This is a genomic window from Akkermansia muciniphila (assembly GCF_900184965.1).
Taxonomy (GTDB): domain Bacteria; phylum Verrucomicrobiota; class Verrucomicrobiia; order Verrucomicrobiales; family Akkermansiaceae; genus Akkermansia; species Akkermansia muciniphila_A.
This window is the reverse complement of the sequence record NZ_FXYA01000214.1, coordinates 179,561-194,294: the sequence shown is the minus strand read 5'-3', so window position 1 is coordinate 194,294 and position 14,734 is coordinate 179,561. Positions and strand designations below refer to the sequence as shown.

7 protein-coding genes are annotated in these 14,734 nt (G+C 57.7%); 4 read left to right on the top strand and 3 right to left on the bottom strand.

What is annotated here, in order from left to right:
* Positions 1 to 108: 108 nt before the first annotated feature.
* From CI070_RS10700 to CI070_RS10690, 3 genes are read right to left on the bottom strand one after another with little or no spacing between them, the layout of a single operon-like run.
* On the bottom strand, positions 109 to 1,302 hold the full coding sequence (locus CI070_RS10700) for a GIY-YIG nuclease family protein (RefSeq protein WP_094135849.1): 1,194 nt from the start codon (positions 1,300 to 1,302) through the stop codon (positions 109 to 111).
* Positions 1,295 to 3,241: a DEAD/DEAH box helicase gene (locus CI070_RS10695; RefSeq protein ID WP_094135848.1), complete on the bottom strand. Its 1,947-nt coding sequence runs from the start codon at positions 3,239 to 3,241 to the stop codon at positions 1,295 to 1,297. The genes CI070_RS10700 and CI070_RS10695 overlap by 8 nt, the downstream gene beginning before the upstream one ends.
* 5 nt (positions 3,242 to 3,246) lie before the next feature.
* Complete coding sequence (locus CI070_RS10690; RefSeq protein WP_094135847.1) at positions 3,247 to 5,982, bottom strand: class I SAM-dependent DNA methyltransferase; 2,736 nt, start codon at positions 5,980 to 5,982, stop codon at positions 3,247 to 3,249.
* Positions 5,983 to 6,167: 185 nt separating this feature from the next.
* Between CI070_RS10690 and CI070_RS10685 the strand changes: the two genes are divergently transcribed.
* From CI070_RS10685 to CI070_RS10670, 4 genes are all read left to right on the top strand, one after another.
* The gene (locus CI070_RS10685; RefSeq protein ID WP_179218327.1) at positions 6,168 to 7,271 is read left to right on the top strand and encodes a tyrosine-type recombinase/integrase; all 1,104 of its coding nucleotides are present in this window, start codon (positions 6,168 to 6,170) and stop codon (positions 7,269 to 7,271) included.
* Between the two features lie 173 nt (positions 7,272 to 7,444).
* Positions 7,445 to 8,362, top strand: coding sequence for a DMT family transporter (locus CI070_RS10680; RefSeq protein ID WP_094135880.1), 918 nt, complete (start codon positions 7,445 to 7,447; stop codon positions 8,360 to 8,362).
* Between the two features lie 221 nt (positions 8,363 to 8,583).
* On the top strand, positions 8,584 to 11,457 hold the full coding sequence (locus CI070_RS10675) for a PD-(D/E)XK nuclease family protein (RefSeq protein WP_094135845.1): 2,874 nt from the start codon (positions 8,584 to 8,586) through the stop codon (positions 11,455 to 11,457).
* A 1-nt stretch (position 11,458) separates the two neighbouring features.
* Entirely contained in the window at positions 11,459 to 14,623 is a 3,165-nt protein-coding gene (locus CI070_RS10670) for a UvrD-helicase domain-containing protein (RefSeq protein ID WP_094135844.1), read from the top strand.
* Positions 14,624 to 14,734 lie beyond the last annotated feature (111 nt).

Below are 14,734 nucleotides of genomic sequence, written 5' to 3'. Positions count from 1 at the left end.
GACCTTCTGGAAATATCCGTCATTCCATGATGGCCCCTGGCGGATATGCCGCCGGGCGCCTCTGGAAGCAGGCCGGTCAGGTGAAGAGCGGCCTGTCTGCCTTCCCCCTCACCTCCCTTTTCCGTCTCCCGCCCGTTTTTCCAACGTCATGGACTCCGGATCATACCGGTAATGAATAATGCTGCCGTCCAGCAACAGAGGAATCACCTGTTCAATAATCCCCAGAGGAACGGAAAACCATTCCCGCGGACGGCACAGCCGCCCGCTCCCATCCCTGATTTCCAAATCCAGGCAGGCGGCGGCAAAGAAATGGTGAAGCAGGTTTTCCGCCTTGCGGGCATCCAGATTGTAACAATCCCACTTCCGCACGGGAATGACATCCGCCATCAGATACGTCGCCTCATGGCGAGCATGGGCAATACGTTCTTCCAGCGGCACGGAACTTACCCCTATTTTGTACAGATGAGGAATGGCCCGCACTTCCGGGAGCCTGCTGGCGGATTTCAGCACATACACGCAGCCGGTAAGGCAGTCATCTTCATTCACGGGGCCTTCCAGCTTCAATTCCGTTTCATCCAGCTCGCTGACCAGGCGGCCGCCGTCATACAAGGCACAAAACAGGGAGCGCATCAGCAGATCGGCCTCCGTTCCATTTTCAAAAATCACGCGCAAACGGTTATTCCGTTCTTTGCGGCGGTTATACGTAGTCTCTCCCTTATCGGCTATATAGGCCAGCATCCCTTTCAACAGAACAAAATTTCCCTGTTCCAGCACATTTTTCTGCCCATTGGCCACACGTGAAGTATGGCGTTTACCCTCATTCAGTTCACGCTGGCACCGCGCAAAAAGCTCCCGGAACCGCTCAAAATTCCGGCATGGCACGCGTTTGGCAATATATTCCGGCAGCTCCCGCCGGGGCAGAGCGCTCACGTCAAAAATATCCGCAGCGTCTTCATCCTCCAGCAGAGCCTCCATGCTCTTATCACAGAACACCTCCTCCACCGTGGCAGGCGGCTGGGGCAGCAGCCCGTGCCGGTCAATGGGGCGCAGCTGGGCCGCCCTGACGGGATCCTGACGGATTTGTTCCAGCCGGGCGGCCAGTCTGCGTTCATTCATGGATAGCCCCTTGACCGGTTCCCTCCCGCATTCATCCACAAAACGGGAGATCTCCTCAAAAGACTCCGCCAGCCTGTCCCCCCTGCTCACAGGGACTCGCTCCGGCTTGCCGTCCAGGTGGATCCCGGCTTCCTCCGCCTCCTCAAAAATGGCAGCAAGCCTTCTTTCCAGCGCTTCCTTATCCATGACGCGCCCTCCTCCGTTTTTCCCTGCGTATCAGCACCAGAGCCTGCCCCAGAGTGGCTTCATTGGCATCCTCCGCGTTCGGGTCAGGTTCCCTGCCGCGCGCCTTGTTGAAAGCCAGCACAGATTCCCACAGCAGAACGGCCTCTTGCAACCCCAGGGTGATGCGCGTTTCCGCAATGGCATCCCGTATCAGCCGCAAAACGGGGGCTGTCAGTTGCTTGGACATAATCTCAAATGCCCCGCGGAAGGGATTAATTCCGTCTATCAGGTTGATATCCAAATCATTAACATTAACAAATTTTTCACCCATCTTAATAAATTCCCGGCTCTGACCGCTCACGGAATCCTTCTCTTCCCTGATTTCCCCGCTCCTGATGGCGCAATCCGTCACCACGGCCTGACGCACTTCTTCCCGTTCCTCTTCCGTCAATCCGGGATAGCGTTCCGCAATGATTTTAGGCACCAGCACCTTATTGACGATGCGGGGGTCCGCATCCGGATGGGCAATCAGCTTTCTGACCATATCATCCTGCATGATGCGGGCTTTCAAATCCGCCAGGTCATTCTCCACGATATCCCTCACACGCCCGGTGCCCGGTTCTTTGAATCCGCGGATGTGAATCGTCCCCGGCCTGCGTTCGTCCTCGCTCTCCGCACGGGCCCGGAATTTGAATTCCGGGGTCAGCACCTGCTCCATCAGCAGGGAGGCCGTCACCGCTTTCAACATATTATTCACCGCCAGCGTCACTTCCTCATCCTTCGCCGCCGGGGCGGCCACCAGATTGGTGAACTGGGCATGGGTCTTGCCCGGGCAGTCGCGCGTGGCGCGGCCGATAATCTGGATGATCTCCGTCAAAGACCCCCGGTAACCCACCGTCAGGGCATGTTCGCACCAGGGCCAGTCAAAGCCTTCCTTGGCCATGCCCAGGGCAATGATAATATCCAGTTCATCCTTCTGTTTCACTTTACGCAGATAAGCCACCAGCCTGTTGCGGTGGGCGGCCTCATCATTCACCAGATCCGCCACTTTCAGCACGCGCCCGTCCGCGCGGCGGCGCACGTAAAGGAGGCCATTCTCCGGGTCTTCTCCCTCCACCGTGCCCATGATATCCAGAATATGGCCTACTTCATCATACTTTTCTTTGGTGGATTCCCCGCTGTTCACATGGGGAATGTGCAGGATGGTCTTCCTGTCCGTATCCAGAACCTCCGGCAGGGCGTCCAGATAACGGCCCTGGTAAAAATGATAGCCTATCCCCAGGGATTTCAAATGCCTGTACCCGTTCAGCTGGTCATAATACGTATACACTACCCGGCTGAACCTGGCTTCATCTTCCGGCAGCAGAATGGGCACATTGTCCCCGCGGAAGTAGGAGCCCGTCATGGCCAGCACATGGGCGTCCGTTTCCCTCATCACGTCATGCAGAAGAGCGCCCAGCCGGCTGCTTTCACGGTCCGCGGACACATGGTGAAATTCATCTATCCCCAGCAGGCAGCCGCTGAACGCTTCCGTAGCCAGCTTTTCAAACGCGAAGCGCAGCGTGGCATGCGTGCAAATCAGGATGCGGGCCTCGCTCTCCATAAACTCCACAAAACGGGCCACCTTGCCGGCATCCGCTCCGGGCGTGCACAGGTTGTAGCGCAAGTCCGGCGTCCAGTCCGCGAAAAATCCGCTTTCCGTCAGCCGTACGGGCGCGAAAGAACCGCCAATCGTCCGTTCCGGCACAGCCACAATCACCTTGCGCAGCCCCTGCCGTTCCAGCTTATCCAGAGCCAGATACATCAGCGCGCGGCTCTTGCCGGATGCCGGCGGCGCCTTTAGCAGCAGATACCGCTCACGCCTTTTGGCGTACGCGCGCGCCTGCATATCGCGCATCCCCAGCGCGTCCACCGCCGTGCTGGTCCCCGTGGCCCCGTAGTTGACCTGCATCACGTTCATGTTTCTTATTCCGTTTGTTGCCCCTGCGTCATTTCCCGGTACAGCTCAAACAGGCATTCCAGCCGTTCCCCGTCATCCTTAAAGCCCTTCACCCGGTAAAGCCGGTCCACCTCCGCATCCAGCCGGTCATGCGCCTTCCTCAGGTTCTCCGGCATCCTGTCCGGATCATACAACTCCGCCGGCGTCTTTTCCGGATGCGCCTCCCGCGCGTCCAGCACCCCCAGCGCCGCTTCCGTCACCCGCGCCTTTTCTCCCTCCGTCAGTTCCCTCAATGGAAACGTGTTGTAGCAAAGCGTAGCGGAATAACGATAATCAGTTTTCAACCGGCCGCAGGTGACGCGCACCCACGCCATGTGCATTCTGGAGGTAAGAATACCAAAGACCCACGGCTCAGCGTCATAAACGGCAAAGGCGGAATCTGCTATAACCGTATCCTTGTCCAGATATCCCATCGGGATATATTCCCGCCGTTCAGAAGAAACTCTCGGAATGATGATGGAATCAGTAGGTTTGTAAGCTCTTTGAACAAATAAATAAGGACGATCTGCATAGGCTCGCGTGCTTGGGGCCTTGCTTTCCTTTCTTTCCTTGGACACAAGATCCAATCTTTTTCTTATCTCAAAAATCTTCCTGGCCTGAGCTATTTGTTCAGGAGCAATCCAAAAACAATATCGTATTGTTCCTCTTATGAATTCTTGAGAACCAGAAAACCGTTTAATAAACGATATACTTTCCTGTTCCTTATTGACAACTTCATGATATTCCTCTTCCGTTAAAATTAGGTGACCACCATCCCTCGGCATACTTCCAAACACCATTGGCGGGAATTTTTTTGTTACAGGTTTTTTAGTCCTCCTTACAATGACAGGAGATCCAGGAATCAGGTATGGAGAAATTTTATCGACTTCCTTCACCTTGTTTTCATTATAAATAAAAGATTTGCTATTAACATGCTTCCTTCTTAATCCAATAATTACGCATGTCACTCCCGCTTGATATTTCGCGTTATTTGTCCATTTAAATGATGTATATGCAAAAGAAATTTCAATATTTTTTTTAAATATCAAATCCCATACCGGGCCAACTTGTTCCCCCTGTGTAATAGAGTTTGTTGTTACAAACGCACATTGATATGGTGACCCAGCTATGAATTCTGCTCCCAACCCAATCCACCCGCAAACGTAATCTAAATTACTAATATTTTCTGAATTTGAATTTCCGTAGATATTTTTGACTTCTTCCTTTTGAGCAACACTCTGCATCTTTGACCCCAGATACGGCGGGTTGCCGAAGATATAAATCTCCGGCTCTCTGGCTTCCGGCGCGGCGCGCTGAAGCAGGGGCTCCACCGTCCAAAGGGGCGCAGCCTGAGCGGGAGCCGTCTTCGGGCACACGGTTTCCCAGTCCAGGCGCAGGGCGTTGCCCAACACAATGTGATCATTGGGACGGAGCGGAAGGGTAGGCACCCGTTTGCCCAGGCGTTCAAAAAACTCCTGATTCATCTGGTGTTCCGCCAGCCAGAGGGAAAGCATGGCGATCTCATGGGCAAAGTCATCTATTTCAATGCCGTAAAACTGGCTGATGGAAACGGAGGGCATGGGCAGCAGAGCGGGCACGCTTTCCAGCACCTCCATTTCCAGCCGGCGCACTTCTTTGAACGCCACAATCAGGAAGTTGCCGGAACCGCAGGCGGGGTCAAAAAAACGGATGTTGCTGAGCCTCTCAATAAACTTCCTGGCCCGGGCTTCATGGCCCCGGGCCTGCCGGGCGGCGTTTTCCAGCTCTTCCAGGAACAAAGGGCGCAGCACCTTCATGATGTTGGGAACGGAAGTGTAATGCTCCCCCAGGCAGGAGCGTTTGTCCGGCGCCACGCAGGCCTGGAACATGTTGCCGAAAATATCCGTATTGATGTCTGACCAATCCAGATTCCCCGCGTCAATGAGCGCTTTCCGGGAACGGGAGGAAAAGCGCGGCACGGCGTGCGCCCCCTGGAACAGGCCGCCGTTGACGTAAGGGAAACGCGCCGCGGAAACCGGGACGGCGGCGCGTTCCGGGCTACCCGGCGGAAGATTCATGACGGCAAACGCCCGTTCCAGCTGTTCCCGCAGGTCGGATCCATCCGGCGCCGTAGCGCGTTCAATGAAATCCGTAAAAAGCCGTTCTTCCTCAAAAATGCCGCTGTCTTCCGCGAAAAAGCAGAACAGCAGGCGCGCCATAAACACATTCATGGCGTGGCTGTCCAGCCCCGGGTTATCTTTTTTCAGGGAGTCAAATATTTTCCCCATCTTCTCCGCGGCGCGAACGTCGGCTGGATTCTCCAGCGTGATGACCGTCTTCTCCATCCCCGCCCAGGGAAGAAAAAAGTCATAATGCCGGGGCAGATCCTTCAGGGGGAATTCCAGGGCTTCCCCGGTTTTCATGTCCGCCGCGGCCCAGGAACCGCCATCACAGACGATGATGAACCGGGGAGCATACTTCAATACCTCCGGATCCCGGCGGCAGGAGTCAACCGCGCTCATCAGCAGCCCCGGCTCCGCCCTTTTGTAAAAAAGCTTTTTTTTCCACAGCAGCTCCCCCGGACGGGCGGCCGCATTTAAGGCGCCGCTTTCCAGGCGGCTGACGCTGGATTTGGGAAGCCCATAGGCCAGGAGGAATTTAAAAATCAGGGAATCCCCGTCCGCATGCTTCCATGCTTCCCATGCTTCCGCAACGGCCTGTTCTATCTGAAGAGGAGTCAGCACCCGTTCAGAGTATGTTGGCGCAACATGCTACCTTATTTCCGTATGCATTTATTATAAATTATATACAGAAGCCATCCAACAAAATAGCAGCAATATTGTTCATTCCACTCATTCTTTTTTCCTTTCATTTTCAACATTTCGAGCTTGATGCACATGTTGCGCCAACATCCATTATTTCATCCCGTATGGAACATCATCAGGAACCATGGGAACAGGTTTGCGCCCTGCTGACGGGCGGAAAGGTCAGACCGGCGGAAGTTTTCATGCTGGGCATGCAGGCACTGGAAGCCGCGGGAAGCCTGCGCGGAGGCAGGGGAACCCTGAAAAGAGCGCACCGCATTATCCTGCTGGGGGCAAAAAACCTGGAAGAAATGGAACAAAGCGTCAGCGTAGCCCAGGCGGCGCAGGATATGCTGGAGAGTAAAAAAGACCGCCTGCGCCCAGTCAGCTTAAAAGGGCTGCGCACTCTGACGGGCAAACTGCTCCGGGACAGGCCGGATCTGGCCCGGCGGCAGGTGCGCGGGCTGGATGCCGCCAGTTGCCGGGAATGGCTCAACGGCAGCTTCCGCACGCCGCGCCGCTTTCTGAATGGCCGGGCGGCCCTCAGCGCGGTCTGCTCCCACGCCATACGCCGCGGCTGGGCAGAACGCAACCCAACGGCGGGGGTGGATATCCCCGTCATCAAGGAACGCCGCATTGCCGCCCTGCCCGTACAGGCATGCTCCCTGCTGCTGCGCCTGGCCGGGGACATGCACCACGGGGAATGTCTGGCGGCGGCAGGCATCATGCTGTTTGCGGGAATCCGCCCGGCGGAAGTGGAGCGGCTCCGCTGGAAACACGTCTGCCTGGAAGACAAGGTAATCTCCATCCCGCCGCAACACTCCAAAACGGGCGGGGCGCGCCATGTCAGCCTCCAGCCCGCGCTGTCCAGCATCCTGAAACGCGTCAGGAGGCCCGCAGACATGCCCGTCACCCCCGCCAACTGGAAACAAAAATGGCGACAGGTCAGGGCGCGTTTCTCCGCCCTGACCGGCAGGCCATGGCAGGCGGACGTGCTCCGCCACACCTTCGCCAGCTACCACGCCAGGCAATTCAGGGATTTTTCCTCCCTGCAAATGGACATGGGGCACTCCAGCCTGTCTCTGCTCCGCACGCGTTATCTCAATATGGAGGGGATTTCACGCCGGGAATCCGCAGCCTTCTGGCAATTAAACCACAACGCTCTCTTCATCGGGCCTTCTTCATCCGGCTCCCCGGAAAAAGAGGGAACAGTTCCCGGCATCGCCTGAAGCCGGAACCATGCCTGCCGCGTTGACTCCCATATTCATTCCAGGCGCAGAATTATCTAACGGACAGAGAAACCATCTTCCGTTTTTTATCTTTGCCGGGAACACCCATAAAACTCTTGCAATCCGCTTGCGGAAGCGGAGAATGTGCGACCCGCCGCGCAGCGGGCCGCACCATGCCGTCAGAAATGCTGAAAGGACATATCGCGATGGGAGCGGCGGCCGTCATCTGGGGCCTCATGTCTCCCGTCAGTAAACTGGTCATGCAGCAGGGAGAAGTAAGTTCCGCTTCTCTCGCCACGTTCCGCCTGCTGGGAGCGGCTATCCTGTTCTGGCTGGCCTCCGCTTTCGTGCCAGGGGAACCTATAGAAAGAAAGCACCGTCTGCCCCTGTTTTATGCCTCCCTGTTCGGCATCATTTTCAACCAGATGGCCTTCACGGTAGGCGTAGGGTTCACTTCCCCGGCGGATGCGGCCATCATCACCACCATTACGCCGGTACTGACCATGATTCTGGCAGCCTTCGTCCTCCGGGAAATGATTACGGGGAAAAAAATCATCGGGGTCTGCGCCAGCGCCATTGGAGCCATTCTGCTGGTTTCCGGCAGCGGAGAGCGTGCGGCGGCCCTCCCGGGAGACAACAACCTGCTGGGGGACATTCTCTGCCTGGCTTCCCAGTGCAGCGTAGCCGTTTACTTTGTCTTCTTTAAGAACCTGATTGGCAGATACTCGCCCGTCACCCTGCTGAAATGGATGTTTACTTATGCCGCAGCCGCCTGCCTTCCCTTCACCTTCCGGGAAGTTGGTTCCATCCATTATTCCGCCCTGCCCGCACAAACATGGCTGGGCATTGCCTACGTGGTGGCTCTGGCTACCTTTGTCAGCTATATCTGCCTGTCTTTCGCCCAGCAGCGGCTGAAACCCACCGCCGTCAGCATGTACAATTACTGCCAGCCGGTGATCGCCTCATCCGTGGCGGTGATGTGGGGCATGGACCACTTCGGATGGATGAAAGTCCTCTCCGTCCTGCTGGTCTTTACAGGCGTGCTTCTGGTCACCGGAACCAGGAAAAAACGGACCGTCCAGGAACAATAAACACGCCATTCCTCCGGATTTCCGCCGCCACGCCCTGCCGGAAAGGCAAAAAAATTCCTCCCTTCTCCGCCAACATGCGGCCAAAACCCGTTCACCTCACGGCGCGCCATGCGCCGCCCCGTTAATCATGAAAAAATAAGTGGGAAATCCAGTCATTCTGATATAGCATTCCCATGTAGTCCTCCGCTTTCCCCCTTGCCGGGGAATCCTGCTTACCTGCCATGAACCGCTTCTTTCTATCCTGGGACAAACCGGTCTGCCGGGCCGTGGCGGAACGCCTGCTTTCCCTGGGAAATGACCTCCACCGGCATCTGGTGCTGGTTCCCACACGGGAATCCGGGAGGCAGCTGAGGGAATTCCTCGCCTCCATTTCCCGTACACAGGCAATCTTCGCGCCCCAGGTCATTCCGGCAGACCAGTTCCCCCGGATGGAAGAAAAGGAAGAAACGGCATCCGCTCCGGAAGAACTGGCCGGGTGGCTCCTGGCCCTGGGGGACTCTCCCCACCGCCTTTACCCCCGCCTGTTTCCACACACCATGCCGGAGGATTTTTCCAGCATGGTGGAAATGGCCGGCAGCCTGCAAAACCTGAGGCACGCCATGGCGAACCAGGGCGTCTCCTGCATCATGGCCCACCATGCCAGTGCGGGCAGAGACGAACGCTGGACGGACATGGAAAGGCTGGAAGAACAATGCGCGCAACAACTGGAAAGCTGGAAGCTTGAAAGCAGAACCGCCATGAAGGCGGAAGCCCCTCCCCGGCTGCTGAACTCTCTTAGGGAAACAGGAGGAAACATTATTCTGGCCTGCGCAGCGGAGGTTCCGGCCCCCCTGCGCCATGCCCTCCGGCATGCGGAAAGCAATGGCGTACCCGTCCAGATATGGATCCACGCGCCGGAGGAAGAAGCCGCCACCTTTGATTGCTGGGGATGCCCTCTGCCGGAAGAGTGGTCCCGGCGCCCCATCCAAATCCGCGACGGCCAAATCAGAATGGCGGCCAATCCGGCGCGGCTCGCTGAAGAAACATGCCGCATCATCGCCCGCACAGCGGAAGGAGAAGCTCCGGACATCGCCCTGGGCGTTTGCGATCCTGACATGAATGTCGCCCTGGACACAGCCCTGCGCCAATACGGCTGGGGCCTCCACAATCCGGAAGGGAAGCCTTTTGCCGGAAGCGGCGTCATGGACCTGCTCCGCAACCTCCGGCGGGCGCTGGAAGAAAAAGGGACGGCGCGCCCCGTCTATTCCCTGGCGCGCTCCGCCCTGCTCTGCGCCTCCCTGGGGATAAGGAACCAGCAGAGTTGCTGCGCCGCGCTGGACAAAATCCAGCAGAAATACCTTCCGGAAACGGAAGAATACCTGCTTTCCAGGCTGAAAGAGGCTTATCCCGGCGCCTTTCCTGCCATCCAGGACATTCTGGAATGGCGGAACCGGATGGCGGAACCGGGAATGCTGGGGGAACGGCTGATGGAATGGTTTCCGGCCCTGGCAACAATCTATGGCCCGGAGACGGAAGCCATGGAAATGTTCCATTCCTGCCTTTCCGGACTCATGCGGCTGCAACAGCGCTCCACCGAGTTCTCCAGCCCGGGGGCGGCCCTCCTGCTCCTGATGAAATGCCTCCAGCCGTTGCGCGTCAAAAACAGGAGAAAAGCTCATGCGGCTCTGGATTCCCTGGGCTGGATGGAAGTCCATTTCCGCCCGGAAAAACACCTCATTCTGACGGGACTAAACGAAGGGGCCGTACCGGAAGGGGGCGTTTCCGACCAGTTTATGCCAGAGGAGCTGCGGGAGACCCTGGGCATTGATTCCTTTAACCGGAAAAAAGCCCGGGACAGTTTTCTGCTGACCGCCCTGCTCCATTCCCGCGAACGGGAAGGCAGCCTCACCATCCTTCTTTCCCGGACCAGCAGCAGGAACGATCCTCTGACACCTTCCTCCCTGCTCATGCACTGCACGGAGGCGGAGCTGCCGCGCCGTGTAGAACTGCTTTTCCAGGAAATCAGCGATGCGCCCGCGCCCTTGCCCTACCAGCGCGGGAACTGGCATCTTCAACCCGCGGAAGGCTGGAAGACCGCTGCGGACATCGGCGCGATGGCGCCCGGCTACAAAAACCCGTGGAAGGAAAGAGGACTTCCCTTCTCCCCCTCCGTCCTCAAAAGGTTCCTGGCCTGCCCTATGCGCTTCTGGATGCGGGAGGCGTTGCATATGAACGAGGAAGAATTCCTGCCGGACAAAGAGGACATGGCCGTCAACGAACTGGGCACCATGCTGCACGACGTGCTGGAATGCTTCTGCCGGGAGCACGCCGTCCTGAAAGACGGCATGAACGCAGCCTCCCTTCAGGACGCCATCACGGAAATACTGGAACACACCTTCCGGAAACAATACGGCCCCTCCCCCCTCATGCCCCTGCTGCTGCAAAAACGCTCCATGGAACAGAGGCTTTCCGTTTACGCCGTTCAGCACTTGCAGGCCCTTCAGGAAGGATGGTCCTGCATTGCCTTTGAGCGCCAGGTAGAGAACTGGGCACTGGGCGGATTCCCCATGAAATTCCGCATTGACCGCATTGACCGCCACGCGGACGGTCGCATACGGGTCATTGACTACAAAACGGGAGCGGCCTCCTCCTGTGAGAAAAAACATCTGGAACCGCTCGGACGGCCGGACGCCCTGTCCCTGCTTTCCCCGGCCCTGCATCCCTACACCAAACGCCGGGAAAACGGGAAGCTGGCGCACGCGCGCTGGAAAGACCTGCAGCTGCCCGTTTATGTGCTGTGGGCCTCGGAAACCTACGGGGGCCATCCCTCTGCGGCTTATTACGCCCTTCCCGCCAATCCCATGGACATCGGAATCTCCGCCTGGGACTCCCTCCACGACACCATGCCCGGGTATGAGGAATGCGCGCTGGACAGCGCCCGTTCCTGGACGGTGGAGCTGATGAAGCTTCTTCATGAAGGCCGCGGGCTCATCACCGCGGAGGAACTGGGCTGGACACCGCCCTCTTATGACGTATTCAAGGACCTGATGACTTCCCGGAGGGAAAGCCTGCAGGATCTGCTGGGCCTCCGCCTCACCCCCCACCTGCCTTTCTAAGATGCCGCTCCTGACCAACATGTTGATCTCCGCTTCCGCCGGAACGGGAAAAACCTACCAGCTCTCCCTGCGTTTCCTGGGATTGCTGGCGCTGAACGGCGGCAACCACCCCGAACGCCTCATCGCCATTACATTCACCCGCAAAGCGGCGGGAGAGTTCAAGGACCGCATTCTGACAGACCTGGCCGCGGGGGCCGCGGACGAAGCAGGCGCGGCGCGGCTGAAAGAACGGCTCTGGGCGGTCATTAAGGGAACGGATGGGGAGCCCGGCCTCTGGCCCGGCGCTCCGGAGGCATGGAAGGAGGAAAACCTGCATCGGGAACGCTTCCTCCATTTACTGCACATTCTGGTGCAGAATTTGGCGCGGCTCAACCTCTGCACCATTGACAGCCTGTTTGCCCAGATTGCCTCCGCCAGCGCCTTTGAACTGGGAGTCAGCGGCTTCAGCATGATTGACCCCACGGCGGAGAAACTGGCGCGCCGTGAAGCCCTGCTCTCCCTGTACCGGGAATGCTCCGTAAACAGGGAGCGAAGGAAGGACTTTGAGGACGCTTTCCTTTCCGGGGCGGATTCTGACGCGGAAGCCGCGGACGCGGAGAATTCCATGATGCGCCGCCTGGACACCTATCACGAACTTTTTCTGGATGTGCCGGATGCCGGGATGTGGGGAAACCCCGTCACGCTGGGCTTCACGCAGGAGGAGCTGGCGCCTCCCGTCCCCCTGGAACAATTTGACTCCGTCCTGCACGACCTGTTGGAACAGGCCAAAGCCACCCCCATACCGGAGAAAAAAAGAGAAGCGAATACGCGGGAAGACTTCATCAGTTATCTGAAAAGTTTCAACACCTACACGTTTCTGGGTAAAGTCTGGTTCCGAGGAAAGAGCGGTTCCAAGACGGACATCTCCCCGGAAAAGGCTCGTGCCAAATTTGCTGAATACTGGTCTCCGCTATTGGAAAAACTCATCCAGAGCTGGCTACGCATGGAGACGCTGCAGGTACTGCGCCGCACCCGCGCCACGCACGGACTGATGCTCCTGTTTGAGGACAAATACTCCTCCCTGGTCCGCAACAGGGGAAGGTTCCTGTTCCACGACGTTACGCGCATGCTGGGAGGGGGCACCATTACGCCGGAACTCAAACGGGACCTGCAATACCGCATGTACTGCCGTTACGACCATTGGATGCTGGATGAATTTCAGGATACGTCCCAGCCCCAATGGCGCGTCATCAAGCCTTTCCTGGATGACCTGGCGGAATCCAAGGCCGGAAATGAAGGCAGCATTTTCGTGGTGGGGGATATCAAGCAGAGCGTGTACCAGTGGCGCGGCGGAGACCCGGAGCTGTTCCGCTCCGTTTCTTCACAGCTTCAACTGGAACAACGCGGCATGTCCACTTCCTACCGCTCCGTCCAGCCTGTGCTGGATCTGGTCAACGATATTTGCGACTATGCCCGGACAGCGCCCGGGTGCGAACCCGCCGCCCTGGAACAATGGGGGGAATATCCGGAGCACCGGTGCGCCCCCCATCTGGAAGGCCGCCCCGGCGCCTCCCAAATCTGGCAGGCGCCCAAGACGGAAAACGTCTCCGCCAATGACCTGGTATGCCAGGCGGCGGCTGATATTCTGGAGCGTACAGGGGCCCTGCGCCGCGGCCTGGAAACAGCGATACTGGTCAGTACGAAGAACCAGGCTCTTGTCATCAAGGGATGGCTGACGGATCACGGCATCCCCGCAGAAGTGTGTGACGACGTTCCGGTAGGCGTGGACTCTCCGCTGGGGAAAAACCTGCTGTACTTCTTCCGCTGGCTGCTGATGCCGGGAGATCCCTTTGTCGTCGGCCTGCTTACCCATTCCCCGCTCCGACCCCTCATCACGCCGGGATGCCCGGAAAGCATGGGGTGGAAAGAATGGCGCCTCCTGCTGGAACGGGAGGGCTACGCCGCCGTCATGGAGGAACTGGAACGGCGCCTGCTCCGGGGAGGGACGGAACTGACGGACTTCCACCGCGACCGACTGGCCGTCTGGCAGAATGAGGCGGAACAGGTAGACGAACAGGGCGTTTCCCTGGATGAATGGATCAGGCGCATGGAGGACCTGACCCGGCGGGAAGATCCCGCCGCGGGAATTGTCCGCATCATGACCATCCACAAATCCAAAGGGCTGGGATTTGACATCGTCATCCTGCCCCAGATCGGCAGGGATACTCCTTTCGCAAACGCCACGCATTTGACTCACTTCGTCAAAAAAAACAGGGATGGTGGAATAGAAGGAATCGTCATCAAACCGCCCAAAGAAATCTATCAAGAAATTCCGCAATTCCGGGAACTTTACGGGGAATGGCGCGCGCGGCAGCAATTTGACGGATTCTGCAAGCTGTATGTGGCGCTTACCCGGGCCAAGCGGGCTACTTACGTTATCCTCCCGTACCGGGAAGACAAGGAAGAAGAGACGGCAGATTCCATGTGGAAAGTGGTCCGTTCCTCTATCCGGTCCCTCAACCGGGGAACGGAAGACATACTTCCGGAATCCGGAGCGTCATGCCTGTACTCCCGCGGTCTTGAAGGGTGGTACGCGGAATTCCCGGAAATCATACAAAAACGCGCGGAGGAAAGCGCGCTGAAATGGCCGACGCAAAAACCGTTGGCCAGAGAACGGATATCCCCTTCCGGCCTGTCGGAGGAAGCCTCCCCGCTCCAGGGAGAAAAACACGCGGGCGCAGGGAAGGCCGCCGCGCTTGGTTCCGCCGTCCACGCCGTGTTTGAACGGATTACCCGCTGGGATGATGAAAACAAGCCGGAGTGGGCTCTCCACCCTGCTACGGAGGCGGAACGCATCGTAACGGAGTGCATGGACATCCCATCCATCCGGGAACTTTTCACGCCTCCGGAAACAGCGCGCATCATGAAGGAACAGCGTATTGAAGCCATTGACGGGAACAACTGGATTTCCGGCATCATTGACAGGCTGATTCTTGATGACGAAGCCGCCGTCATCGTGGACTTCAAGACGGATCATGCCGAATCCCCGGAACAACTGCGCGAGCGCCACTCAAACCAATTGAATGCTTATGCCCGCATTGTGTCCAGAATCACCGGAATACCGCTGGAACGCATAACGCGCATCATTGTTTCCACCTGCTTAAAGGAAACCGTTCCCATCCAATAAGCCTTTCTTTCCGGACAAATCCGTTTCCCTGTATTTTCCCGCGCTTCATTCCAATTCCGGCTCATCTCCGGTATGGGAAAAAGGGGAACCCGGAAAACAGGCTGGAATAGA